Origin of the sequence: Hyphomicrobium sp. (genome assembly GCF_035687085.1) — a bacterium.
Taxonomy (GTDB): Bacteria; Pseudomonadota; Alphaproteobacteria; order Rhizobiales; family Hyphomicrobiaceae; genus Hyphomicrobium_B.
In genome coordinates this window covers 84,971-107,334 of sequence record NZ_DASRYS010000014.1, presented here as the reverse complement: position 1 = coordinate 107,334, position 22,364 = coordinate 84,971, and the positions used below count along the sequence as shown (strand labels likewise).

The following is a 22,364-nucleotide window of genomic DNA, read 5'->3' as shown; positions in this document are numbered from 1 at the left end:
TCCGCGCCTTTCATATAGGCCTAACGGTCCCATCGGCGCCGACGCTGTAGCGGCGGCCCCTCCAATTAACAGCTCCGGGCACATAGCTCGCGATAAAGATCGCGAAGCTCAACATGTCGCGCAAAGGAGTGAGCAGTACCGAACTCTTTCCCCCACCGGGCAGCCGTTCGACTTGTAACGGAACGAAAAGGCGGCACGCAAGTGTCCCGGCGAGGATCGCCCACGCGATTGCGTTGAAGCCGCTCAAAGGCAACGCCGCCAGTGCGAACGGCAAGGGGTGCGTTACGACGGAGCCAGCATAACCCACGGGATCGACGAGACGTATCGTTCGCGCCCAGCGAAGTTCATGGGCCAGCAGCTCCCGGAAGGTTTTTTCGGCAAAGGTGTGGCCGATCGTGAATGGCGCGATTGCGACCTTGAGGCCGCTGCGACGGACGGCATCCCCCATTGCGTAGTCGTCTGCCAAGGTATTGGCGAAGGCCTCGAAACCGCCGATTCGGGCGAGCGTGCTCCGGCGCGTGGCGATGGTCGATCCGAAGCAGGGCTTCGCCAAGCCAAACTGAACGCCGACCAGAACGCTTGGCAGAAAGTGTTGATCCACAGCCGCAGCCGCAAGTCGGGACCAGAAACCGCCGATCGCGCAGCCACGATAGAGACAGGTCACCAAGCCGACACCGGGCTTCTGCAACGTGGCGACCACGTCGCGAACGTAGTTCGGCTCGACCCGCATGTCGCTGTCGCTGAGGATCAAGACATCGTGCCGTGCACGCGGAAAAATATTGAGCACGTTGGAAATCTTTGGATTTCCGCCGCTCTTTCGCGCCGAGACGGTGAACTCGACGTCTGCCCCCGGCAGAGCTTCTTTAAGCTCGCGCACCGCATCGATGGCGGGATCGGCAGCATCGTGAACCCCGCAGACCATCTGAATCGCGCCTGGGTAGTCTTGCCGGAGAAACGACGCGAGGCTGCCCGCAAGGCCCGGTTCGGCGCCATACAGCGGTTTGATCAGAGTTACGTCTTCCGTTCGCCCTAAAATCGACTTGGGCTGGCGCGCAAATCGTGCGACCAAGAAAGCAGCCAAAACGGCATAAGCGCTACCGATAACGGCTAAGAGGGTGCATACAAGCCACAGACAGGACGTCATTCAGACGTTACTTTCCGGTTCGGAGTGTGGGGAAGGCCAAATGGCCTTGGTGGGTAAGCTAGCGTTTACTGGACGGCTGCGATAGATCTGAGGTTGCCCGGCCGGGTGGTCCGGGCAAGGGGGAATATCGGGACGTGAATGTCACTGCTATGTTGAAGTGGGCCGGCTGCATCGTGGCCGCCGCGGGTCTTTCGGCCTGCGCCAGCGCATCTGCGCCTCAAATTGCACCTCAACGCTTGGCCTCGGTAGAAAGCGACGCCGAGCCGAAAGAGCCTGCCGATCCCCACGAAAAGTTCAATCGCTCGGTTTTCGAAAGCAACCAGGACTTCAATCACAAAATCCTGTATCCGGCTGCGAAAACCTACAACGAGAACATCCCTGAAGAAGTTCGCGACCGTGTCACGGCATTTGCGACCAATCTTTCCGAGCCGATGGTCTTTGCAAACAACGTTTTGCAGTTCCGGCCGGCAGCTGCCGCCACGACTCTGGGACGGTTTGCACTCAACTCCACGCTTGGACTCGGCGGCCTCTTTGATGTCGCGGCGACGCAAGGCATGGCGCATCAGTCTGGCGACTTCGGGCAGACGATGTACGTCTGGGGCTATCGCGAGAGCGCGTACTTAATGCTGCCTGTCCTCGGCCCCACGAACGTGCGCGACGCAATTGGCACGACGGTGGAATTTGCGGCCGGTATCCCGGCCGCAACCTTGATCCCGACACAAGCGGCGACCCTCGCGAGCCACGTCAACATCGCAGGCAGCGTAGCCAGCCCGTTATCGAACTTGAGCAGAGCGGAAGATATGCAGACGCTCGAGGAAAGCTCGATCGACTTCTACTCGATGCTACGCAGCGTGAGCGAACAGAAGCGCCAGGCTGAGCTTCAGGAAGCGCTTGATACGAGCATCCTGACCGCGAACCCGCCGCCGCCCGATCCCGGTCCGGTCGAGCCTGTGATGGAACTCGTTTCCTCGCCGATGATGCTCAGGAAGCGTCAGATGACGGACGTCCCGAAAATATCCGGTGGTACGGTCATGGTCGTCGGCCCTCCGACGCCCGTCGAGACGCGCTAACGGGCTAGAATTCAGTCGAACAAGAAGGGCGCGGCGTTCCACGAAACACCGCGCCTCATTTTTTGGCTTGCTAACGCGAAGCCGAAAATCGTGGTGGGCCTGCTGAATGAGACCGGCCACGATATTCAGGCATCAGCTGCCCGACAGCAGCCTGTCGCCTTGCTTCTTGAGAGAAGCAATTAGCGCGTCAGGTCCGCCCGACCTCAGGATTGACGTGAACTCGGCGCGACGGCTCGCAAGCTCGCTGATCGTACCGTCCAGATAGACATCCACAATCTTCCATTGCGGCCCGGTCTTGCGCATCAGGTAATTGATCGCAACAGGCTTGCCGTTGCTCTGCACGATGCGCGTCTTCACCATCTTGTCGGATGGCGGACGATCCGTGATTTCGGCAATCTCGAATGTCTCGCCGGAGAAGCCGTCAAAGCGCTTCGCATAGGTCGCAATCATCATTCGCCCGAAGGCTTCGGTGACGGCGGCCTTCTGGTTGGGCTGAAGCGTTTCCCAGCTCTGACCAACAGCCGTGCGCGACATTGAAGGGATGTCGTACGTCGTCGAAAGCACCGGCGCGAGGGCTTGGTAGCGGCCCTGGACGCCTAGAGACTGCGCCTGCTTCATGGTGTCGAGGAGTTTGGCGTTGAGCCCGTTGATCGTCTTCTCAGGCGCATCCGCAGCCTGCGCGCCTGCGAGGTGCGGCGAGCCGAAGAGCCCGATCATCAGTGCGGCGACCGAAACTCGCAGAATATGTATTTTCTTGGCCGGGACCATTGCCCCTCCCTGATTGTTTTCGAATTCAGCATTCCGTCGGCGAGAAAATTCTCAGCAACGAAAATGTGTCCTAGGTCGACACGGTGGCGGCATTTAGCCAGTTTTCCCACAGCTGTCTTCAATTTGTGAGGCTTGAGCGCCACACATCCCCATAGAGTCCGGTCCATAGTGCATGATCCATTTTTTGCGCCGTGTCATAGGTCCATATTTGGAACCGTTACAGGGACACGTGTCGGGGGAGTTCGGTCGATGGACGCAGTGGTGCCTCGGGTTTCCAAAACACCGCTTTTGGACCAGGTCGATACGCCGGCCGATCTCCGCCAATTGTCGGAGAGCGAACTCCCGCAACTCGCAGCCGAACTCCGCTCCGAGCTCATCGATGCCGTCTCGCAGACGGGTGGCCATTTGGGCGCGGGGCTCGGCGTCGTCGAGCTGACGGTTGCCCTCCATTATCTTTTCGAGACGCCCCGTGATCGCTTGATCTGGGACGTCAGCCACCAGTCGTATCCCCACAAGATCCTCACCGGCCGCCGTAGCCGCATCAGAACGCTGCGCCAGCCGGGCGGCCTGTCCGGCTTCACGAAGCGCACCGAAAGCGAATACGACCCCTTCGGCGCCGCCCATTCGTCCACATCGATTTCTGCTGGTCTTGGCATGGCGGTCGCGCGGGAACTGTCCGGCGAAACGAACAACGTCGTTTGCGTCATCGGCGATGGCGCCATGAGCGCGGGCATGGCCTACGAGGCGATGAACAACGCCGGCGCCCGTAATGAGCGGCTGATCGTCATCCTCAACGACAACGACATGTCGATTGCGCCTCCGACCGGTGCGCTATCCTCATATTTGGCGCGGCTCACCTCGAGCGGCTCGTACCTGTATGTTCGCGACATCGCCAAGCAACTGGCGAAGAACTTGCCTAAGAGCTGGGAACGCCGCGCCGCTCGCGTCGAGGAATATACGCGCCATCTCTGGCAGGGCGGGGCATGGTTCGAGGAGCTGGGATTCTACTACGTCGGACCCATAGACGGCCATGATCTCGGCCAGCTGTTGCCGGTCCTGAAGAACGTCCGCGATGCGGAGCTGGGCCCCATTCTCGTTCACGTTGTCACGCAGAAGGGCAAGGGCTACGCGCCCGCCGAAGCGTCAGCCGACAAATATCACGGCGTCGCCAAGTTCAACGTCGTAACAGGCGTGCAGGCAAAGCCGGTGGCGTCTGCGCCGTCCTACACGCGCGTATTTGCCGACAGCCTGATCGAAGAAGCCAGGAAGGACGAGAAGATCGTCGCCATCACCGCGGCCATGCCGGACGGGACGGGCCTCGATATCTTTGGCCGCGAATTCCCGGACCGCACGTTTGACGTCGGCATAGCCGAACAGCACGCGGTCACGTTTGCCGCGGGCCTAGCCACCGAAGGCATGAAGCCGTTCGCTGCGATCTACTCGACGTTCCTGCAGCGCGGTTACGATCAGGTCGTGCACGACGTCGCGCTTCAGAGCTTGCCTGTCAGATTTGCCATCGACCGTGCCGGCTTCGTCGGAGCGGATGGCGCAACGCATGCCGGAACGTTCGACCTCGCCTACCTGGGATGCTTGCCCAACATGGTCATCATGGCGGCGGCGGACGAGGCCGAGCTGAAGCACATGGTCGCCACCGCAGCGAGTATCAATGATCGTCCGAGCGCCTTCCGCTATCCCCGCGGCGAAGGCACGGGCGTTGCTTTGCCAGAAGCCGGCATCCCGCTTGAAATCGGCAAGGGACGCGTGTTGCGCGAAGGCTCGACCATCGCGCTGCTCTCGCTCGGCACACGCTTGCAGGAGACCTTGAAGGCCGCTGATCAATTGGCGGCACTCGGGCTGTCGGCAACGGTCGCCGACGCTCGCTTCATGAAGCCGCTCGACACCGAACTCATCCGGCAACTTGCCGAAAACCACGATGTGCTGATCACGATCGAAGAAGGTTCGGTCGGCGGCTTCGGCAGCCACGTGCTGCACTATCTGGCGGAGAACGGATTGCTCGATCGCGGCCTGAAGGTCCGCAGCATAGTTATGCCGGATGTCTTCGTGGACCAGGATAAGCCCGAGGTCATGTATCAGCAGGCGGGACTCTCGGCCCAAGGGATCGTCGAGACGGTGCGCAAGGCGCTCCAGATGAACAAGCCCACGGCTGCCCGCGGCCGCGCCTGACCAACCAACGGGCTGGCCTCGATCGAGGCGGCGATGCGCTCCCGAAAAATTCAGCGCTTGCTGCGAGCGTCTTTCTTATCCGGTCCCGCAATGACGGTCCGGCACGCGGGGCTCAATTTTTTGATGTTCTTGTTGAGGCACGCCACGATGCGTTCCTCGTTCGGGATGTCCCAGAAGCAGAGGCTGAGCACATCCGGTGTGCAAGCGGCCTGCTCTTCAGCGGTCCCGCTGTGAGCGAACGAAGCGCTGGTCTGCGCAAGAGTGATGATCGCAGCTGCAACGCAGGCGGCGGGTATTTTTTTGATCAGAGTGTTGCGTCGCACGTGTCGTTGTCCTTCGCCAAGAATATCCCCCACGTTGTCCCATTCACTGTGGGCGAGTTTTTCGCGTGAGCTGACCCCCAGTCATCACCACTCGGCAATTGGGACTGAGCTTCTTCAGATTACGCTTCAAGCACGCGACGATGCGGGATTCATCCGGAATTTGAGCCGAGCAATACTGAAATACGTCCGGCGTGCACGCCTCTTGCTCTTCGCGCGTGCCGCTGTGCGCGAACGCCATGGTCGAAATCCCGCCGGCGAGAACGACGCCAGCTAGCGCCAACGATGCCATGAGTGCTCTCGACTGCTTCACTGTCCGGTCTCTCGCTGATCAGAGGGGAGTTCCGGCATATGCCCCGGACCCATGTTGAGACTAAGGCAGAGGCTGAGCGAAAGGCGTTCGCTCTCTGGATTTGCTGTCGCCGATGTCCCCCGCAGCGGCATGCCTATGGGGTCGTACCGGACGGGGGCGCGCTGGGCGTAGGCTGACCTGCGGGCGGCGTATCCGGCGCCGAAGGTGCGGCGGCCGGGGGAGGTGATGGAGGTTCGGCCGCGGGAGCAGCACTCGGTGCTGGCGGCGGCGCGGCGCTTTCCTCAGACGCCGCTGAACGGACTTCACAGAGCGTCGAAGAATCGAGCGACGTTTTATTCATGAACGCCCAGTTCGCGAATGCAACGTAGCAGACAGCGACGGCTTCCCTGTTCTGCAGCGTGACAATGACGTTGTCGGTCTTCACCTTCTCGGTCACGCGCTTGGCGACGTCGAGCGGGATGAGCGTCACGGACTTGACTTCGAAGCCCTTGGCGACGAGCGCAGTGAACGACGACTGCATCCGTTCGTCCGCGGAGGCCGCGACCGGAAGCAAACCCATGGTGACTGCAAATAAGAGTCCGGGGCCAATGCTGCGCATAAGATCCTCACTGCTCCAGTCGCAATCCGCTATTCCGTAAAAAAGTCACTACTACGGCGCGGCAAGCCTCTCAATACGGCAATGCCCGCCATACGCTCAGACTTGGGGACAAGATGGGCTTCTCCAACGTTGCTCGCTATCAGGCCTTTTTGCCCGAGTCGTGAGGATAGAAAATTGCGACTGGCGAGGCGTAGTCGGGCAAGGTCAGGCGCGAAGGGATTTCTTCCCCGCCCTTGAGAAAATCAGGCAAGAAATGCGTGTGAGCGCCTGGCGGTGATGTTTCCGCCGGAGATGGAATTTTTGTGAAGACCTCGATGCGAGCCGCTGCGGTCTCGACCACGCGCGCTGGGCTGGCCGCAAGGATCTGCTTGCCGATCGAAGCCATCGCGTCAGACCAATGCCGGCCCCTTTGGCATGTCAATTCGGACGCAAGGAGTTCATCGCCGGTGCGGATGCAGAACCGCGAATTTTTGCGGCCGATGCCAAAATCAAACAACAACTCCCCCTGATGCTCGGCATCGATGGCATCCAAGTCGGGTCCAAGCGTTTGGATGGCCTGCGATGAGGGGACGACGGCACGCGCTCGCGGCAGGCCGAGAACGATTGCGCCGCCCTCGCTGAAATAGAAAGCGCGAACCTTATCGTTTAGGCGCAATCGGAACGAGGCATCCGGTGCTCGAGCGATCATCGAGCCCGATCCCGCCTCGACGCTGATCGGGCGTTCGGCCGTACAAGGAAATTCAGCCACCGCGCCCGGCGCGCCGGTTACCCACGTGCCGGCTCGCCCCACGATTGTCCCTGCGGCCCAAGTGACGAGTTCCTCGCACGTCCAGGGAAGAAGCTGCACGCGGACGGACAGCTTTGAAAGTCTGACTGGCAGCTCCGACCAGACAGCATCGCGCTGGCCCTCGCTCATGGCGATCCAATCACCAATCTCACGGCCGGTGCGGCCGCATCCAAGGCAGTAACCGGTAGCATCGTCGAGCTTGCAAATGCCAATGCATGGCGAATGGCGCATTGTTAGAGAACGTCTTTCAAGTGAGGTGGAGGGTGGAGGCGGGGATTGGGTGTCAAGCAAAGGTCAGCGTGCGACCCTTTCATGATCGAGGGCAATGAGCCACCCGAACAGCAACCCAATTGCTGCCCAAAGGATGAACTGAGTACCCAACGATGCGAGGCGGAAGTTCCAAAGCAGATCGGCAGGGAATGTTTCTGGCACTTCGTTGATCGCCGGTAAAGCGAAGGCAGCCAGCGAAACCAGCAGCAGATAGGTGCCGATGCCCAGCATCGACGCGTTCCACCCGCCGAATTTCTGAAAGACTTGCCGCCCGAAGCTAACCGCAATCGTCAGCGCCAGGAGTGAGACGACGACCATCGCGAAATAAAGCTGCGTGCGATAGGCGATCGTCTCGCCTTGGCCGACTGCCGGAGGGTTCGCCGGATATTTGAGATAGGGCACGAAATAGAGCGCTAGAAAGCCAATCGCCGCGATGACGAGCGCGGTGCTTCGCGGTGAAAGATGAAGCAGGCGTCCACTGACGAATGCGTAAGCGAGCGCAAAGAGACCGCCAAGCGCAGTCCCGTACAACGCAACGCCGGCGAGAAGGCCGGTGCTCGCCTGAACATCGCGGCTGACAAGTTCGGGTTCGCCGTCGGCACCATGAGCGTGGGATTGCGCCGCTTCCTCGAAGGCAATAGCGCGGTCAATGTGCGGTTCGCCGATGACCTTGGCGAAAGCAAAGGCCAATAGGCTAGCGATGAGCCCGGCAATCATGCCGCGCACGAGCAGGGCGCCCATTTTGAGATCTCCGCTAGGCTAATGGCAGGGGAAGCCGAGCAGATGGCGGCCGTCGTGCACGAACTCGTGCACATAGGAGCTATTGAAGATCGAAACAGCGCCTTCTTCGACGCCGACGAAATACAGAGCTAGGACGAACAGCAATCCGACGAAAATCGCCCATGGCAAAATTTCGTGTAGCGGAACGGGCGCGGCAGCCGAGCCGCCTGATACGATTGCAGGGTGTGACATTCGTTAGTGCCTCCGAGGGATTTACGCGTCCCGTTTCAAGCTCTGTTGCGGTCCATAGGAGGGTCTGACTTTCGATGGACGCTATCAATGTCCCCGATTACAGTGGCGCGACCGTTCCGGAATTTCACCGGCTTCCTGCCTATGGCGATGCGTTCGCCAACATAAGCCCGGCCGGGTTTTTGTCAACGAAGCACCGGCAAACATGCAGTCGCGGGTTACATTCATCGCCGCCGCCTCGACCGCCGCCACGAGAGCCGGCGCGTTCCCGGCGGACGAAGGCTTAGACGTCTTCGGCAAGAAAGACGCCGCTGCACTGGCCAAAAGGTTGCGGCGATCAGGGCCGGCGCTGACGAGCCCGGCGGTACGAGCATTGGAAACGGCAAGCGCATTAGGTCTCGACCCGGTCGTAGACGAAGAACTGCGTGATCTAGACCTGGGCCGATGGGCTGGATGCACGTTGAACAATGTTGCGGAGCGCGAACCGGAATCTTTCAAATGCTGGCTTTCCGATCCGGCCGCTCATCCTCACGGCGGAGAAAGCGTTGAAGCGCTCGTCTCGCGAATTGCAATTTGGCTTAACGGCGTCTTGCCGCGGCAGGAAAATATCGTTGCAATTACGCATCCGGCAGTCATGCGCGCAGCAGCCGTGGCGGCCATCCACGCGGACCCGATGACGTTTTGGCATATCGATATCGGGCCCTTGGCCGTTCTCGAATTGAGTTCCAACGGCCGGCGTTGGATGCTGCGCGGGCTCGAAAATTGAGCGCAGTGGCCATTCCCAATCGGCGGGAATTCGCAATCCCCGAAATGAACGGCGTTTAATCCGTACGCGTACAAGATGTTTGCTGACTTTGTCCCAGGATTAAAGTTACGATAACATTCCTGATACTCTGGAATATCATAGCCAATTGCCCGAAAAAGCTGGCAAGTGCAGTAATTGCACGTGCACCAACGGAATGCCGCGCAAAGTATTTCACGCCCAATTCATGTCGACGCTCAAGCTGAGCCCCCCAGTTAAGCGAGGAAAATATGGTCGGAGTAAAAAGCAGCCACGCTAACGCGGCGGCGCTGATTGCGTTGTTCGCATATGCTTCATTAACGCCCGTCTCGGCACAGGAGATCGAACACCACAAGAAGGAAGCGGCCAAAGTCGAAGCGCCCGCCCCAGTGGTGTCGCAAGAGGAACTCACAAAGGCCGGAAGCGATTCGAAGCAGTTTCTGCATACCAACGGCAATTACGAGCAGACGCGCTACTTCCCCGGCAAACAGATCAACGCATCCAACGTCTCGAAGCTTCGCCCGGCGTGGATATTCCAGATGGATGTGAAGGAGTCGCTCGAGACGACGCCGATCATCGTCGGCAATGTCATGTATGTCACGACGTCATTCGATCATGTCTATGCGCTCAACGCCAAAACCGGCGAGCAGTACTGGCACTACAAGCACAAGATGGGGCCGATCACGACCTACTGCTGCGGCCCGAACAATCGCGGCGTCGCGGTCGCCGATGACAAAGTCTATTTCGCAACGCTTGACGCCAAGCTTGTAGCTCTTGATGCAAAAACCGGCAGCCTCGTCTGGGAAACCGAGATTGCCGATCCTGAATCGGGCTACAGCGAAACGATGGCGCCGACAGCCGTCAACGGCAAGATATTGATCGGCACAAACGGCGGCGAATACGGCATACGCGGCTTTGTTCGCGCATACGATGCCAAGACCGGCAAGTTGGTCTGGAATTTCGATACGATACCGGAAAATTCGGTTGGCGTATGGGCGACGAAGGATGCGACCGGTAAGGATCTGCTACGCGATATTGATGCAGAAAAGGCCCAACTCGCAAAAACAGGCGACCCATATAAGACATTGGGCGGCGGCGTTTGGCAAAACCCCGCGGTCGATCTCAAGCTGAACCGTATTTTTTTCGTCGTCGGCAACCCATCGCCCGACCTCGACGGTTCGCTGCGCCCGGGCGACAATCTCTATACGGACTCTCTTGTCGCCGTAGATCTCGACAACGGCAAGTACGTCTGCCACTTCCAGTTCATCCCGCATGACGTCTGGGATCTCGACGCTGTCAGCCCACCTGTCCTCGTCGACGTGAAGGACAAGGACGGCAAGACCGTTCCGGGCGTTCTGCATGCCGGAAAGACCGGGCACGTCTACGTCAACAAGCGTGACGATTGCAGCATGATCCGCTTCTCCGATCCGATGGTCGCTCAAGAGAATATGTGGACCCTGCCGACGCCGGAAGGCGCGCGCATGCTTCCTGGTGCCAACGGCGGCGTGGAATGGTCGCCGATCGCGGTCAATGAGAAACTGAGCCTCGCTTACGCCATCAATCTTCATCAGCCGATGACGTATCAGGTTCAGTCGAGCCCCTATCCCGATGGGAAGCTGTGGCTCGGCGGCGCTTTCAAGGTCATCCCGACCGAAGAGAGTTTCGGCAACGTCTCGGCGGTGAACTACAACACCGGCAAGATCAAATGGAAGGTGGAGACGCCGCAGCCCATGATGGGCGGCGTTCTCTCGACAGCAGGTGATCTGGTTTTCACCGGCGAAGCAAACGGCTGGTTCCGCGCCTACAACGCCGAGAGCGGCAAGATCTTGTGGTCTTTCCAATGTGGCGCCGGAGTCAACGCTCCGCCGTCCGCCTACACGCTCGACGGCAAGGAATACATCGTCGTCGGAGCGGGCGGAAACACGCAGATCGATTTCAAGCGCGGCAATAACATCATTGCCTTCACGCTGAACTGATCGAACCGGGAAAGACGCGGAAGGAGCGCCCCCGCTCCTTCCGATCATGTGTGCAGGAGATCGTGACCGCCCCGGTCACTCGGAGTTCGACATGATGAGCATGAAATGTTCTTTGCCGATCGCAATTGGCGTCCTCGTCGCCGCTTTTACCGCAATGCCGAGATTGGCTTTTGCCGACAGCGTTGAGGAAAACGCGCAGACGTGCGCGGGTTGTCACGGCGAAAGCGGCATTCCGCAGGAGAAGACGACGCCGGTCATCTGGGGCCAGAATGAAGGCTACCTCTATCTGCAACTTCGGGACTTCAAGAGCGGCGCGAGGAAGAACGATATCATGTCCGGGGTCGTGGCCGGTCTCGAGAAGGCTGATTTCAAGGCGCTGGCCGCGCACTTCGCAAGCCTGAAGTGGCCGAACATCCAACAGCCTTCACCTCCGAAGGATGTGACCAAAGCCGCACTGACGGTGATCGGCTCGATCGGCTGCACCTCATGCCATCTCGATCAATACCAGGGTGACGGCTCGACGGCGCGGCTTGCCGGCCAGCAGGCGGAATACTTGCTGAAGACCATGACCGATTTTCGCGACGGCTCACGCGGCAACAACCCCGGAATGTCGGATCTCATGAAAGCAGCGCAACCCGCCGATCTCGGGCCCATCTCACAATATCTCGCGAGCCTTCAGGTCATCGGCGGCAACGGCGACCAATAGCCTTAGCTGATCGTCAGCTTCCTGCGCAAAGCATCGTTGGCGGCGAGATCGGCAGCTGACTGGCCCGATTTGTCGTGCAGCGTTCTATCAGCGCCCCTGGCCAGCAGGACATCGACCGCTTTTTCGTGTCCGAGCGATGCCGCGATCATCAAAGCCGTTCGCCCCCGATTGTCCTGATCATCCAAGCGCGAGCCGCGATCGATGAGAAGCGTCAGTACGTCCACCACATCGCTCGAGCCCGCGGCCTCCTCGTGCCCCGCGGCCCACATGAGCGCGGTGAGATCATTGCCGTAGCGCGCGTTGACGTCGACGCCATGGTCGAGAAGCAAGCGCACGACCTTCGGAAATCCTCGCGCAACCGCGTAGCAGATGGGTGCCTTGCCGGTGGTGTCTGCCTTTTTCGGATCGCCGCCTTTGTCGAGGAGCAGGCCAACGACCTGGTCGGTGCCGGCAAACGATGCTGCAGCGATCGGGGTGAGGCCGCTCCGCCCCGGAGTGTTCACGTCTGCACCGTGTCCGATGAGAGATTGGACGGCTGAAGGATTGTCCTGCTCCGACGCCGCGAAAAGGGCGGTTCCTCCATCGAGATCACGCGCATTGATGTCCGCGCCACGCTCGAGGAAGAGTTCGACAATATCCGCATGACCTGCCTTGGCCGCGCGAGCGAGCGGCATCGCGCCAAGGCGATCGCGTGACGCGAGCGATGCGCCATCGTCCAGTAGTCGCCGCGCGAGGTCGATACAGCCCTTGTCAGCCGCGGCAGCGAGCGCGGCGTTCACCTCGAGCGGGCCTGCCGCTTGCTTGATCTGCATGTACCGCTGCTCTTGTTGCTGACAGACGCGTACGTTCGCCAGCACGGCGCTGCCGCACGTCGCGCAGCAAAGTAAGGCGGTGAGGAGGGCAAGTGCCGAAGTGCGCAGACCATGGGACACGGGAAGGCTCCTTTACCGGAGCCCAATCTAGCCTCGGAAGCCTTTCGATTTCCATACTTCGTAACGGATCCGGGCGAGCTTGTAAGCATCGGGGATTGACAGCGCCCAGACGAACAGTCCGCCCGCGGAGCGGCCGACGAACGACTGTTCGGGCGTCGAGAAATGCCAAGTGAACGCGACCATCAGCATCGTGAAAAAGGCAAATCGCAAACCGCGTTCCGGATAGCCGGCCGCAACATGTCCGCCGCCGGGGAGTACGACGGCAATGGCCAGGACCAGGTAGGGGTTCATGGGTGGGCGTTGGGTGATTGCGTTCATGCAGCTTGAACTTCCCGAGTGGTGTCGATTGCAGCCGATAGGTCGTCGAAGTCTTTAAGACGTGCCGCGAGCGCCTCTCGCGCGACGCTGGCGTCGCCGAAGCGGCTTTGCCGGAGCAGCAAGTGGTGGCCGCGGTCTCCTTCGCCGGCCTGCCAGACGAGACGAAGGCCTTTGCCAGTGGCGGCCACTTCCTTCATTCTGGGATCGGAGAAGATGCGGCGGAGAACGGGCGCAACCCGGTTTAGCAGCTGCTGCGAACTCTTGCCGTCTCCCTTCGCGAGGATTTCGGAAGGCACGCCAAGCGGCGGCTCGAGCATCCGCGCGTGATTGTGTGTGAGCGAATAGAATTCGGCGCCTGTCGGACGAACGAGCAAAGAAAACTCCGGCAGGCCGGGGCGAGGATCAATCAGCGTGAGCTTAAGCCAAAGCTGAGGCAGCCTGCGGATCGTCATCGTATCCGGAAGCAGTTCGACGTGAAGCAAGCGGCCGTTGTGAAGGCCTTTGAGCCGGGGAAAGCCATCGCCGCCATGTGTGATCACCGCATTCGACAGAAGGCCCGCGCAGCTGTCGAGCAGGCCACGTCGCGAAGCCACGGCTTTCGCGTGCTCGCGCATTGCGACGGCGGCTGTCACAAACAAGCCTATGGCCGCAAACGTCAAGGATAAGGACATCGCATTCCTTCGTGGGAGATGAGAATGGCCAGCCTTGCAGCCGGCCATTCGAAGTGAAGGTTTAGTAGCCCTGCGGCCGCGGCCACTGCATCGTGAACTGGTCACCGCGCCGTACGTATTTGTAGCGGTGGAAGTGGAACCACAGCGAGGCAACGACGAAGAAGATCATCATCGCGACGAGCTGCGTGCCATATCCGAGGAACACTGCGAAATACGTGGTCGAGCAGATCAGCAAGAGCACGATGGCCGGTATCGGATGGAACGGATGAATGTAGCCGCGCTTGATCGTCTCAAGCGGCCACTTCTTCCTGAACAGCATCACCTGGACGGACATGTACGTATAGCCGAGCAGGCCCGACAGGATCGAGAACGTGATCACCTGATCGAGAGGCGCGAAATAAGCAAATACGAGCGCCACAGGAACAAGAAACACGATCGACCGGAAGGGGGTCCGGTTCTTGGGATGAACGGCACCGAACCATGTCGGCAGGTACCGGTCGCGGCCCATCGAGAACCAAGCGCGCGATGCGTCGTTGATGCAGCCATTGGCCGACGCAAGCGTCGAGAACATCGTGCCGATGAACAGCAGAACCATCAGCGGCATGGAGTCTGTCAGGCGCGCGGCGTCAAAGAGCGGCGTCGTTGCTTGGCCAAGGTATTCCCAAGGCATCAACCCCGAACAGAGGTACCAGGTCATCGTAGCGGCGATCAGGAGCGTCATGATGCCCGTCATCGTGCCCAACGGCAGTGATCGCGCAGGCGACCGCACCTCTTCGGCTGCCTGGCACGTGCCCTCGATGCCGAGGTAGTACCAAAGGCCGAAGTGCAGCGCCGCGACCACACCCAGCCACCCATAGGGCAGGCCGTTCAGAAGTTCGCGATGCTGGAGAAGATCGTTTGACCACGGCTTGACGGCAGCAAACAGGATGATGATCGCGATGAATGCGATGGCCGTCAGCACGAGATTGACGGTCAGCGTCGCATAGACGCCGCGATAGTTGAGCCAGGCGAGGAACATGATCGTCAGAACGATGAATGGCTTATCGCTGGCTTCGGCGAAGCCGGCCATCTGCCCGACCGTTTGGACGAGGTAGCCCAGCGTAATGGCATTCGCAGCCTCGAGCATCGTGTACGCGAAGACGAGATAGAGCCCGACGTTGAACGCCATCAGCGGCCCGACGATGTGTTTGGCTTGCGCGTACTGACCGCCGGCGGCAGCAACCGTGGAGGTCACCTCCGAGTCGATCATGGCGACGCAGGTGTAGAGCAAGCCCGCCACCCAGCATGCGATCAGCGCAGCAATGGCGCCGCCTTTGCCAACGGCGAAGTTCCATCCCATGTATTCGCCGACGAGGACGATGCCGACGCCAAGTGCCCAAACGTGCGCGGGACCCAAGACGCGAAGAAGCGAGATTTTCTCGCCGTGAATAACTGTCGTTTGACTCACAGGTGTCCCCCTTGGTGGGTAGGATCGATGACGAGCGTTTGATCGATTTCGCCTTCCTTGGACGAGGTCAAAAGATCTTCATCGTAAGCGCGATTGGTTCTGATCATGTCGAAGAGCATCCACAGCCCGAGTACGGCCGATAAGCCCCAAGCCACGTATTCAAAGAGCTCGAAGGTGTTCATTGCGGGGATCTCACTTTTTGCCGAACCGTTCTTCGATGACTTCGATGTATTCGCGCTTTGAAAACGCAAACAGCAGGACGAAGTAGCCGATGACCACCACCGCCGTGATGGCGAGTTCGGCAACGTTGAAGCTGTAGTCGAACCGTGACGTGATCATTCCAGCCGCAGTTTCAGGAGTAAGCCCGAGCTTCTCCCATTGCGCCTGTTGGGCTGCGTTCTGGCCAAGGCCGGCCCACGTCGTCGCGTCTGCAACCGGCAGATCGATTTTTCCGCCGCCGGCAAGCTTGAGATAGAGCGGCGTAAAGAGCGCCGCGAAAACCAGAATCAGTAGGAATAGGCTGTCGAAGAGCTGGCCGAATGCGGACTGCTTCGGAGGCTCATAATGGGGTTTGTTCACGATGCACCCGTCGGTTTCAGGATTTTCGCTTGGAAAGATCGAGGTAGTGCAAATCGAGGCCGTAGATTTCATCGCGCTCTTCGCTGAGGTGCGCGACCATCGCCAGGATTGCAGCTGTGTTGAACAACACGACGAGGGCGCCCGCGATACCGAGAGCCCAGAGAACGTCGGCCGAACTCGTGTAAGTTGAGACCTCGTAGAAGACGAAGGCGTAGAGCGCCCAGAGCGTCACGACAGCGGCCAGCGACCACGTTCGGTCACCCGAGAATTTCGACGCGATCCGAGGATCGACGTTTGGAATTTTCATTGTTCCCTCCCTGTTTTTGCGTTGCGGGCGCGCACCGGTAGCCGAGGGCTCTGACGGACCCTTTGATCTGATCAGTGCTGAAATCGAACCGAGATCCGCTCGCCCGTTAGAGTTCGTTCTTCCTGCGACATTTAGTGACGCAGGCGAGCCGGGCGCCGTCAACATTTATTCGTAAGACGAAACAGAGAATTGATGATGCAGCGCACGAATTATTGCTGCTGTGCAGCGCGCGCACTAAATGAAATCAGTCACTTAGCAGCTTTGCACTGCAAACCGATGACACGCTTTTAGGCATGCTGAATTTTTGTTTCGGCAACGTGACCGCGTTTTGAGCTGCTGACGCACAAGCGGTTAGAGCACTGAAGGTTATCCAAGAGCGGGTTCAGGACACGACAAACTTGAGCAGGGCTCATCCAAAAAGCTCGGAACCGATCGATGCGCGCCTTACGTCGCGTCCGCGGCGACTCTTCACTGGAGCAGAAATCTTCCCCAACCGGCCTTCGGGTCCGCCACCGAGCCCACCTTCATTGTGCTAGCCGCATTGAGCGCACAGCGCCGCAAATGCAAAACGGGAGCGCTCGAGCCTTGCTCGAGTGCTCCCGCTAATAATGCTTTAAGTATCCTTGAAGCCCGGTCTTCAGACCAGGACTTCTTCCTTCGCCGGCGCGTCTTCGTGAGCAGGAAGATCCAGCGGACGTTCAATCTGCGTGTCGCAGACGCGTGCCACGACGCCCGGCCCGAGAGCCTGTAGCGTGATCACTCTGCCATTGCTGAAGCGGATAGCGTCACGGTGGAACGGCCCGTCCACCTGAGTGAACGTTGCATTCTCCCGATCCGATACATCGGCATGCTCTTGAATGAACGACGAAATGCCGGATAGCTGGAGCTCCATATCGCACGCCATGCAAATAGCGACCGACTGATCCCCGCGAGCTATGAAGCCCACGGTTCCACTCGGAAACTTATTGCTGATGTACTCTTCGCCCCGTCGCGCCGGCCTGCTCTGAAACATTTCTAAGGAATAGTCGCACATTTCTGACCTCATCAGTTGGTGCCACTAGATCGGAGAACCGGGACCCGACTACGAAGTTCCTGGGATGCACCCGGAATGTTCGACGAAAGCTTTCATCGCAGGACCGACCAGCGCTTGAACCAGTTCTCTGCCTGGATCCAGGCATCCTTCGAGGCATCCGCGTCGTAGCTCGTGCGGTAATCCGCATGGAAGCCATGCCCAGCTCCCGGATAAATTTTGAATTCGGCGGTTTTTCCCGCGGCCGCTAAGGCGGCTTTCATCATATCGACTTGTGTTTGCGGGATGCCTTGGTCGTCGCCGCCGTAGAGACCCAGCACAGGCGCTTTCATGTCGGCGGCAAGCTCGATCGGGCTCCTGGGCCAAATTTCCTTCTGCGCCGCCGAATCGACAAGAGAGCCATAAAACGCAACGCCAGCTTTGACGTCGGGATTGGCCGCACAATAAACCCAGACCGCCCTGCCGCCGCGGCAGAAGCCCAAAATGCCGAGCTTCGATACGTCGCCGCCTTGGCTCTTCGCCCAGCGGACAGTCGCATCGAGGTCGGAGACAAGCTCAGAATCGGCTTTGGAATTGACGAGCGGCATGAGCTCTTTGGGATTGGCGATCTTCGTCAGGTCCCCGAGCTTGAAATAATAGTCCGGAGCGATGGCGAAAGCGCCAAGCTTCGCGAGCCGGCGGGTCACATCCTTGATGTACTCGTGAAGCCCGAAAATCTCCATGCAGACGAGTATGACGGGCGGATTACGTGCACCTTCCGGTTTCGCGAAATAGGCCGGCATTTCACCTTCGGAAGTCTCGATCTTCGCGGTCCCGGTTTCGAGACCGGACGCACTGGTTGTGATCGGCTTTGCCCTGACTGGACCGGCCGCAAGCGTATAGCCCGCCGCGGCAGCCGCCGATGCCGTCATGAACCGGCGGCGCGACAGAGACGCCCGCCTGATGAGGCCCAGAAGGTCGGACGCGATGTAATAATGGGCCGCCATATCCAGATCCTTTTTTGAAACGCCTAAACCTAGGACCACCAGCTGAAAGGATCTTACGATCTTAAGGCGCGAGACGGCAGAATGACGGCGCTTCTTGTAATCTGATACGCGAGCTTGAGTTATATCCTTCGTTTAGGCCGAGTTTCTTCGGCCGCGTGGTCAGGGTTTGATAACCACGGTTGAGGTCCGGCCGGCCACAAGGCGCATGCCATCTGGAACTTTGTCCAGGGCGATGCGCACGGGGATGCGCTGCGCGAGGCGTACCCAGCTGAAAGTCGGATTGACGTCAGCGAGCAGGTTGGAGCCGTCGGTCCTATCGCGGTCTTCAATGCCGCCTGCAATGCTCTCAACATGGCCCGTGATCGGCTGGTCCTCACCCATCATATAAACCGAAGCTTTGTCACCAACCTGGATCCGGGGCAGCTTCGTTTCTTCGAAGTACCCATCGACATGGAAGGAATCCTGATCGATGAGCGCCGCGACCCCCTTTCCAGCGGTGACGTAGTTGCCGGGCTGCAAATCGAAGTTCGTAATGGGACCATTCACCGAAGCACGAACCTCGGAACGTGTGAGGTTGAGCTTTGCCACATCGCGATCAGCCTGAGCCTGATGCAGATCCGCCCGGGCCTTGGCCTCGATCGCTGTCACCTGCTCGACCTTCTGCTGGCTAACAGCAATGCTGCTCATCGTGCGGTAGCGCACAAGATCCTTCTCGGCCGCCTCCAGCGCTGCCTTCCGTCCCTCGACGTTGGCTTCCGCCTGTTGCAGGGCCAGTAAGAAGCGATCGCGATCGATACGGAACAGGACGTCGCCTTTGTGGACGAGTTGATTGTCACGCACGAGCACTTCGGTGACGAGGCCTGAAACGTCAGGCGCGATGGCGATGACGTCTGCGCGAACACGGCCGTCGCGCGTCCAGGGCTCGACTTCGTAATGAACCCAAAGCCGCCACCCGACGAAAATAGCAATTGCGACGACGATGAGAGTTATAGTCAGGCGGCCGAGGTTGGCCAAAAAGCGGATCATTAGTTAGCCTTCGAGAAAATCATGACGCTGGCTCCGAGCAAGCAGACGTAAATGCACAAATTGAAAAGCGGTGGATGCCATACGCAACGGTAAAGACCGATGACCCGCAGCGCGCGAGAGAGAACGGCCACCACGAAGTAGGCCGCCATGGCGTAGACGAGCATCGAAGGCACGAAGACGCCGAAGATGTCGAGTTCTGGGTTCATTCAGCCGCCTCCGGTATTTCGCGCGTCTCTGGCAGATTGGGCGGCGAGGGTTGCCCCGGGAAAAGGCTTCGCCGCAAGCCGATGAGCCCGAGCAGAGCCTTGCGCGCAGATGCGCCCTGCTCCTCACGGACAACTTCGATTGCATCATCGATTGCAACGAGAACGGACGGCGATGCCGGCGTTCCGGAAGTCGCCCTTTGATAATGCTGCCTCAAGTTCCCGAGCACGGTGTCGATGCGCGCCCTGACGTACTTTGGAAGGCCTGCGCGCGCGTGGCGAAGGTCGACGATATTGAAGCCTTGCCGAAGCTCGCCAATCGCATCGGGTATTCGGTGACCGGCCGCCTTGGCGCGAGGCGCCAGCAACATCAGCCTGTCGAGCATGACGCCGGCCATCCGCCCATCCTGCGAAGCATCTTGGGCGTTCGCGATCACCGCAAGGGTCGCGCGGTTTGCGTTGGCAAGCCGGCGGATGCTCCACTCGGCGCCGACCGTGCGAAGTAAGGCAGCCATCGCTGCAGCAAGGCAGACGCCAAACGTCGTCGCGATACTCACGTTCAGGAATGCGGCGGCATCCGCGGTGAAGTGGGCTTGCAGGCCGGTAGTGGCAATGCCGTTGACACCGAGAGAAAGGCCGATCAGCAACGTCTCGGGCCTCGAGATGAGGAGCCCGATGGCGAGCAGCCAAGGCGCAAAGGCCAGCATCAGGGTTTCGTAGTTATGAGCATGTGTAAATGCGCCGAAGACACAGACCCCCGAAATGATCGCGGCAACAACCGCCCACTTGGCGAAGATCACGATGGAAGGAACCGGATTGTCCTGCGCAGCAAACAAGCTTCCGGCGACCGCGGCCATCATCGCCGCCGTGCCGCCGTCCGGCCACGCAAGCAGGATCCAGAACGAGCAGCAGACGATCGTCGTGGCGAAGCTGACGAGCGCCGCGAGAGAAGCCTGACCACGGTCACGATGGCGCGCGGGAGCGGCAAAGTTCGCAATCTGATAAGCGAAGTCCTTTGAGCGCGCCTTGGTCTTTCCCGCCATCGCTTGCATGACGTGCAGGAAGTCGCTGCGGATCGCGGTCAAATCGCGGAGCCGCATGAGTAGAGTAAGTTCGAGCAGGCCGCGCCACGTGCGGTTTGCACCAGGCAAGGCGACCCGCCTTTCGAGGTCCGCTCGCAGTTCATCGAGTTCTTGGACGCTGGCGGGGCGTTCCTGTACCAGTCCACGATCGACGCGCTCCACGAGGTCGCGTACCTGAGCCGTGGGGCCGCCCATCGCCGCAAGCTCGCGCAAGCCGTCCGAAATCGACGAGAGAATAGGCAGAAGCATCAGCATTCGCGGCTGGATTTCGCGAACGAGACGCGGCAGATCGCGATGGCCGCCGGCATCGTAAACCAAGTGGCTCGCCAGATTTTCAATTTCGCCTGTTTCGGCGGCGAGCCGGAGACGGTTAGCGTCGGCTTCAACGCCCGACTTCGCCTCTAGCGCGTCGCGGGCGCTGGCATCGGCGCCTGTCAGCCATGAGGTCAGACGTTGCGTCACCGCATTGACGACAGACCGGGGAAATACAACGCTTGAGACCACCGCCGCGCAAACGATGCCGAGAACGATCTCCTCGGTCCGGGCCAGCGCTACGTCGAAAACGGTTCCGGGCACGTCGACCGTGGGGAAGCCGATGAGTGCTGCGGTGTATCCCGCCAGCATGAAGACGTAGCTTCTCGGGCCGCGGTCGAGCAAAGACAAGTAGAGGCAGAACGCTGTCCACGTCGCCATGGCGAGCACGAGCAAGACCGGGGCGTTCGCGAGATTGGGGACCATGACGACGGCTGCGACGGCGCCAATCAATGTCCCCATCACGCGGAAGATGGCTTTCGACCTCGTCGCACCCGACAAAGGGTTGGAGGCAATATATACGGTCGCAACCGCCCAGTAGGGGTTGGGCAGCGAGATCCAGAGGCCGATGAAGAGAGCGAGCGAAGCAGCGATGAAGGTCTTCACGGAGAAGAGCCATTGTTGTGCGGAGGGCAGCCACAAGGGATTTACCGCGACTGGGCGGAGAGCCCCGCGCTCGCTTTTAGATCTTGAATGTTTGCCCATTGGGGCATAAATGACCCGGCAGTCACTTTTGTCAAGATCATGTGGCACACTGATCGTGCGACAAACGCATGGGTCCTAATCGAAAATGGAAGGCCTGGGCCCGGTCCAGGCAGAAATCGTTGCCTTGATGCAGAGAAGCAGTCGAAACGGCCGGCACCCGCCCAAAGGCAGCGAAGTTCGCCGGCGCGGCGCCAGCCCCGAGAAGACCGCTCAAACCCGGCAAGCCATCGTTGACGCCGCACTTCAGGAATTCCTCGAAAAGGGGTTCGCAGACACCACGGTTGCAAGCGTTTCGAAGCGGGCAGGCGTCGCGAAGGGTCTCATCTATCGCTACTTCGAGACCAAAGAAGAGCTCTTCTCGGCTGTCGTTCAGCAGGAGATTGTCCACGCCCACATAGAGGTGGACGAGTCGAAAAGAGAACCGGGAGAGAGAGTCGGAGCCTTCCTGCGACGAACGCTACTCGTGACCGTTCGCAACATCGATAAGAAGAGCCGCGCTGACATTGCGCGCGTCGTCATCGCCGAAGGCTCCAAGTTTCCGGCCCTGGTCGAGATCTATCGTCGTGACGTGATTGAGCCGCTCACCCAGAAGATCAAGCGGCTTGCAGCCTCGGCCCGGAAAGCCGGCGAATTGACGGGTGATGAGCTCATCCAAAATCCCCAAATCCTTCTCGCGCCGATATGGGCCGGCATCGTCATCAACAAATTCTTGGACAAGGCCAACCCCGTCGATGTGGGCGCATTGTTTGAAGCGCAACTCGACCTGATCTTCTCCCCCAACGGAAATAGCCGGCTTAAACCTTATAAATAACGCGCACCGCTACTTGGTCTTAAAGAGTTCGCCCACTATGAGAGCGCAGCCCGCCCCGCTCCGGCCAGC

General features: G+C 59.7%; 26 protein-coding genes. 6 read left to right on the top strand and 20 right to left on the bottom strand.

Translation table 11 applies throughout. From position 1 onward, the window contains the following. Positions 1–10 precede the first annotated feature (10 nt). Entirely contained in the window at positions 11–1,144 is a 1,134-nt protein-coding gene (gene hpnI / locus VFG26_RS13945; protein ID WP_325026321.1) for a bacteriohopanetetrol glucosamine biosynthesis glycosyltransferase HpnI, read from the bottom strand. A gap of 134 nt (positions 1,145–1,278) precedes the next feature. Between hpnI and VFG26_RS13940 the strand changes: the two genes are divergently transcribed. Next, a complete protein-coding gene (locus tag VFG26_RS13940; RefSeq protein ID WP_325026319.1) occupies positions 1,279–2,214 on the top strand; it encodes a VacJ family lipoprotein in 936 nt (311 codons plus the stop codon). A 132-nt stretch (positions 2,215–2,346) separates the two neighbouring features. Here the strand turns inward: VFG26_RS13940 and VFG26_RS13935 are convergent, their stop codons facing one another. Then, a complete protein-coding gene (locus tag VFG26_RS13935) occupies positions 2,347–2,982 on the bottom strand; it encodes an ABC transporter substrate-binding protein (protein WP_325026318.1) in 636 nt (211 codons plus the stop codon). Positions 2,983–3,231: 249 nt separating this feature from the next. Between VFG26_RS13935 and dxs the strand changes: the two genes are divergently transcribed. Beyond that, a complete protein-coding gene (gene dxs, locus VFG26_RS13930) occupies positions 3,232–5,166 on the top strand; it encodes a 1-deoxy-D-xylulose-5-phosphate synthase (RefSeq protein ID WP_325026316.1) in 1,935 nt (644 codons plus the stop codon). 50 nt (positions 5,167–5,216) lie between these two features. On the opposite strand, the gene VFG26_RS13925 is transcribed toward dxs, so the two are convergent. The 6 genes from VFG26_RS13925 to VFG26_RS13900 form a co-directional block, all read right to left on the bottom strand. Further along, a complete protein-coding gene (locus tag VFG26_RS13925) occupies positions 5,217–5,489 on the bottom strand; it encodes a hypothetical protein (RefSeq protein ID WP_325026314.1) in 273 nt (90 codons plus the stop codon). A 43-nt stretch (positions 5,490–5,532) separates the two neighbouring features. Then, positions 5,533–5,778 (bottom strand): cysteine rich repeat-containing protein, encoded by a 246-nt coding sequence (locus VFG26_RS13920; RefSeq protein ID WP_325026312.1) that lies wholly within the window; start codon positions 5,776–5,778, stop codon positions 5,533–5,535. A gap of 154 nt (positions 5,779–5,932) precedes the next feature. Continuing rightward, the gene (locus VFG26_RS13915) at positions 5,933–6,358 is read right to left on the bottom strand and encodes a hypothetical protein (protein ID WP_325026310.1); all 426 of its coding nucleotides are present in this window, start codon (positions 6,356–6,358) and stop codon (positions 5,933–5,935) included. A 178-nt stretch (positions 6,359–6,536) separates the two neighbouring features. Further along, positions 6,537–7,415 carry a DUF1289 domain-containing protein gene (locus VFG26_RS13910; RefSeq protein WP_325026309.1) on the bottom strand — a complete coding sequence of 293 codons (879 nt, stop codon included), beginning with the start codon at positions 7,413–7,415 and terminating at the stop codon, positions 6,537–6,539. Between the two features lie 63 nt (positions 7,416–7,478). Beyond that, positions 7,479–8,195 (bottom strand): CbtA family protein, encoded by a 717-nt coding sequence (locus tag VFG26_RS13905; RefSeq protein ID WP_325026307.1) that lies wholly within the window; start codon positions 8,193–8,195, stop codon positions 7,479–7,481. Positions 8,196–8,213: 18 nt separating this feature from the next. Then, the gene (locus VFG26_RS13900; protein ID WP_325026305.1) at positions 8,214–8,426 is read right to left on the bottom strand and encodes a CbtB domain-containing protein; all 213 of its coding nucleotides are present in this window, start codon (positions 8,424–8,426) and stop codon (positions 8,214–8,216) included. Positions 8,427–8,628: 202 nt separating this feature from the next. On the opposite strand from VFG26_RS13900, the gene VFG26_RS13895 reads away from it, so the two are divergent. The 3 genes from VFG26_RS13895 (at position 8,629) to VFG26_RS13885 (ending at position 11,886) form a co-directional block, all read left to right on the top strand. Beyond that, complete coding sequence (locus VFG26_RS13895) at positions 8,629–9,189, top strand: histidine phosphatase family protein (protein WP_325026303.1); 561 nt, start codon at positions 8,629–8,631, stop codon at positions 9,187–9,189. Positions 9,190–9,455: 266 nt separating this feature from the next. Further along, positions 9,456–11,180, top strand: coding sequence for a pyrroloquinoline quinone-dependent dehydrogenase (locus VFG26_RS13890; RefSeq protein WP_325026301.1), 1,725 nt, complete (start codon positions 9,456–9,458; stop codon positions 11,178–11,180). A gap of 91 nt (positions 11,181–11,271) precedes the next feature. Continuing rightward, positions 11,272–11,886, top strand: a complete 615-nt coding sequence (locus VFG26_RS13885; protein ID WP_325026300.1) for a cytochrome c4 — start codon at positions 11,272–11,274, stop codon at positions 11,884–11,886. Positions 11,887–11,888: 2 nt separating this feature from the next. Here the strand turns inward: VFG26_RS13885 and VFG26_RS13880 are convergent, their stop codons facing one another. The 12 genes from VFG26_RS13880 to VFG26_RS13825 all read right to left on the bottom strand — a co-directional run bounded on the left by VFG26_RS13880 (position 11,889) and on the right by VFG26_RS13825 (position 21,421). After that, the gene (locus VFG26_RS13880; protein ID WP_325026298.1) at positions 11,889–12,698 is read right to left on the bottom strand and encodes an ankyrin repeat domain-containing protein; all 810 of its coding nucleotides are present in this window, start codon (positions 12,696–12,698) and stop codon (positions 11,889–11,891) included. 147 nt (positions 12,699–12,845) lie between these two features. Continuing rightward, positions 12,846–13,136 (bottom strand): hypothetical protein, encoded by a 291-nt coding sequence (locus tag VFG26_RS13875; RefSeq protein WP_325026296.1) that lies wholly within the window; start codon positions 13,134–13,136, stop codon positions 12,846–12,848. Continuing rightward, positions 13,133–13,807: a hypothetical protein gene (locus VFG26_RS13870; RefSeq protein ID WP_325026294.1), complete on the bottom strand. Its 675-nt coding sequence runs from the start codon at positions 13,805–13,807 to the stop codon at positions 13,133–13,135. The genes VFG26_RS13875 and VFG26_RS13870 overlap by 4 nt, the downstream gene beginning before the upstream one ends. Positions 13,808–13,868: 61 nt before the next feature. Continuing rightward, complete coding sequence (locus VFG26_RS13865; protein ID WP_325026292.1) at positions 13,869–15,254, bottom strand: APC family permease; 1,386 nt, start codon at positions 15,252–15,254, stop codon at positions 13,869–13,871. Further along, the gene (locus VFG26_RS13860; protein WP_325026291.1) at positions 15,251–15,436 is read right to left on the bottom strand and encodes a hypothetical protein; all 186 of its coding nucleotides are present in this window, start codon (positions 15,434–15,436) and stop codon (positions 15,251–15,253) included. Before VFG26_RS13860 ends, VFG26_RS13865 begins: the two co-directional genes overlap by 4 nt. A 10-nt stretch (positions 15,437–15,446) precedes the next feature. After that, entirely contained in the window at positions 15,447–15,833 is a 387-nt protein-coding gene (locus VFG26_RS13855; RefSeq protein WP_325026289.1) for a hypothetical protein, read from the bottom strand. 16 nt (positions 15,834–15,849) lie between these two features. Next, positions 15,850–16,140 carry a hypothetical protein gene (locus VFG26_RS13850; RefSeq protein WP_325026288.1) on the bottom strand — a complete coding sequence of 97 codons (291 nt, stop codon included), beginning with the start codon at positions 16,138–16,140 and terminating at the stop codon, positions 15,850–15,852. 637 nt (positions 16,141–16,777) lie between these two features. After that, a complete protein-coding gene (locus VFG26_RS13845; RefSeq protein ID WP_325026287.1) occupies positions 16,778–17,032 on the bottom strand; it encodes a hypothetical protein in 255 nt (84 codons plus the stop codon). Positions 17,033–17,265: 233 nt separating this feature from the next. Further along, a complete protein-coding gene (locus VFG26_RS13840) occupies positions 17,266–18,156 on the bottom strand; it encodes a dienelactone hydrolase family protein (protein WP_325026286.1) in 891 nt (296 codons plus the stop codon). Positions 18,157–18,315: 159 nt separating this feature from the next. Next, entirely contained in the window at positions 18,316–19,182 is an 867-nt protein-coding gene (locus VFG26_RS13835) for an HlyD family secretion protein (RefSeq protein ID WP_325026284.1), read from the bottom strand. Further along, on the bottom strand, positions 19,182–19,388 hold the full coding sequence (locus VFG26_RS13830; protein ID WP_325026282.1) for a DUF1656 domain-containing protein: 207 nt from the start codon (positions 19,386–19,388) through the stop codon (positions 19,182–19,184). The genes VFG26_RS13835 and VFG26_RS13830 overlap by 1 nt, the downstream gene beginning before the upstream one ends. Next, positions 19,385–21,421 (bottom strand): FUSC family protein, encoded by a 2,037-nt coding sequence (locus VFG26_RS13825; protein WP_325026280.1) that lies wholly within the window; start codon positions 21,419–21,421, stop codon positions 19,385–19,387. The genes VFG26_RS13830 and VFG26_RS13825 overlap by 4 nt, the downstream gene beginning before the upstream one ends. Positions 21,422–21,611: 190 nt before the next feature. Between VFG26_RS13825 and VFG26_RS13820 the strand changes: the two genes are divergently transcribed. Continuing rightward, positions 21,612–22,295, top strand: coding sequence for a TetR/AcrR family transcriptional regulator (locus VFG26_RS13820; RefSeq protein ID WP_325026278.1), 684 nt, complete (start codon positions 21,612–21,614; stop codon positions 22,293–22,295). Positions 22,296–22,364 lie beyond the last annotated feature (69 nt).

Bases quoted from the DNA above. Each gene is read 5' to 3' on its own strand.
- hpnI (WP_325026321.1), bottom strand. From the start codon at position 1,144: ATGACGTCCTGTCTGTGGCTTGTATGCACCCTCTTAGCCGTTATCGGT.
- VFG26_RS13935 (WP_325026318.1), bottom strand. From the start codon at position 2,982: ATGGTCCCGGCCAAGAAAATACATATTCTGCGAGTTTCGGTCGCCGCA.
- dxs (WP_325026316.1), top strand. From the start codon at position 3,232: ATGGACGCAGTGGTGCCTCGGGTTTCCAAAACACCGCTTTTGGACCAG.
- VFG26_RS13920 (WP_325026312.1), bottom strand. From the start codon at position 5,778: ATGGCATCGTTGGCGCTAGCTGGCGTCGTTCTCGCCGGCGGGATTTCG.
- VFG26_RS13915 (WP_325026310.1), bottom strand. From the start codon at position 6,358: ATGGGTTTGCTTCCGGTCGCGGCCTCCGCGGACGAACGGATGCAGTCG.
- VFG26_RS13910 (WP_325026309.1), bottom strand. From the start codon at position 7,415: ATGCGCCATTCGCCATGCATTGGCATTTGCAAGCTCGACGATGCTACC.
- VFG26_RS13905 (WP_325026307.1), bottom strand. From the start codon at position 8,195: ATGGGCGCCCTGCTCGTGCGCGGCATGATTGCCGGGCTCATCGCTAGC.
- VFG26_RS13900 (WP_325026305.1), bottom strand. From the start codon at position 8,426: ATGTCACACCCTGCAATCGTATCAGGCGGCTCGGCTGCCGCGCCCGTT.
- VFG26_RS13895 (WP_325026303.1), top strand. From the start codon at position 8,629: ATGCAGTCGCGGGTTACATTCATCGCCGCCGCCTCGACCGCCGCCACG.
- VFG26_RS13890 (WP_325026301.1), top strand. From the start codon at position 9,456: ATGGTCGGAGTAAAAAGCAGCCACGCTAACGCGGCGGCGCTGATTGCG.
- VFG26_RS13885 (WP_325026300.1), top strand. From the start codon at position 11,272: ATGATGAGCATGAAATGTTCTTTGCCGATCGCAATTGGCGTCCTCGTC.
- VFG26_RS13880 (WP_325026298.1), bottom strand. From the start codon at position 12,698: ATGCAGATCAAGCAAGCGGCAGGCCCGCTCGAGGTGAACGCCGCGCTC.
- VFG26_RS13875 (WP_325026296.1), bottom strand. From the start codon at position 13,136: ATGAACGCAATCACCCAACGCCCACCCATGAACCCCTACCTGGTCCTG.
- VFG26_RS13870 (WP_325026294.1), bottom strand. From the start codon at position 13,807: ATGTCCTTATCCTTGACGTTTGCGGCCATAGGCTTGTTTGTGACAGCC.
- VFG26_RS13860 (WP_325026291.1), bottom strand. From the start codon at position 15,436: ATGAACACCTTCGAGCTCTTTGAATACGTGGCTTGGGGCTTATCGGCC.
- VFG26_RS13850 (WP_325026288.1), bottom strand. From the start codon at position 16,140: ATGAAAATTCCAAACGTCGATCCTCGGATCGCGTCGAAATTCTCGGGT.
- VFG26_RS13845 (WP_325026287.1), bottom strand. From the start codon at position 17,032: ATGGAGCTCCAGCTATCCGGCATTTCGTCGTTCATTCAAGAGCATGCC.
- VFG26_RS13840 (WP_325026286.1), bottom strand. From the start codon at position 18,156: ATGGCGGCCCATTATTACATCGCGTCCGACCTTCTGGGCCTCATCAGG.
- VFG26_RS13835 (WP_325026284.1), bottom strand. From the start codon at position 19,182: ATGATCCGCTTTTTGGCCAACCTCGGCCGCCTGACTATAACTCTCATC.
- VFG26_RS13830 (WP_325026282.1), bottom strand. From the start codon at position 19,388: ATGAACCCAGAACTCGACATCTTCGGCGTCTTCGTGCCTTCGATGCTC.
- VFG26_RS13820 (WP_325026278.1), top strand. From the start codon at position 21,612: ATGCAGAGAAGCAGTCGAAACGGCCGGCACCCGCCCAAAGGCAGCGAA.